We start from the raw sequence: 986 nt of genomic DNA on the forward strand, positions 1-986 counted from the left end.
CGCCATTCACGACAGGTGCACGGCCGGCTTGAATCAGTATTTGGGAACCACCGTCAATCGTGAACTCCACGGCTTGCTTGTTGCCGAGCGCCTTCATCATCTCCACCGTGACACGGCCTTCTTTCTTGCTGCCTCCCGTCAGGTGATGCACACCACCCAGGGACAACATCTGCGAGCCATACTCGGCCGTCGTCACATGCCCGATTACCTCTCCCTTGCAGCGCACATTGGCCTGCTCGGCACCCAGGAAGCGGTCAGTGTCAATTTTTACCTTGAAGCTGCAATAGCTGAAAATTCCTTCCGTGACCACAGTGACCAGATCAACACCGGCCGCTTTCGATGAAACGATGAATGGTGCCGGCTTGTAGTCGGGATAGGTTGTTGATGAGCCCACACCCGTGACAAACACTTCATCAGCCAGTAGAAGATCGCCGCTCCATGAAACCGTTGATGCGTCATCCGTGCCACCGGGCAGATCTTCCGGCGCGGAAAGTCCGGCATCTGCGCGCGCCGCAAACGGCACAATATGCGCGCCCTCGCCCGACAGCGTACGGCGCAACAGCAACACTGGGTCGACCCTAACAAGCGTTCCACCGTGGTTGGCATAGCGATCGCAGGCTCCGCTGCGGCCCTCAGAAATCTGGCATAGAACCGGGCAGGCATTGCACTCGATTTTCTCGCTGTTCATTCGCTCGTTTCGCGGCCGGGCCTTTTCCAAAACTTGCGGAAACGTCAAGGCATCCATACCTGGCAGGCCGTCCGTCTTTGTATGTTCAGTCATCGTGCTCGTCCTTCTGCCGCCTTCACCATCCTGGGGCTAATTCACCAATGTAGTGCCCACTTAATTTACATGTTGCATTCACTACATATTAAATTCAATGTAGCGCATACGGATTTCTCATGCAATAGTATTTACATGGCTGTCGTAAACTTATTTAAGAATTTTGTACATACTGAATTTAAATGTTGCGTTCACTACATTAATG

1 pseudogene is annotated in these 986 nt (G+C 53.2%); it reads right to left on the minus strand.

Annotated elements, in window-relative coordinates:
- Nucleotides 1-781: pseudogene (locus tag AC1DWI_RS24435) on the minus strand (6-hydroxynicotinate reductase); the annotation flags it as partial.
- Nucleotides 782-986: the final 205 nt, after the last annotated feature.

It is taken from the genome of Polaromonas sp. P3_C2, assembly GCF_056402675.1.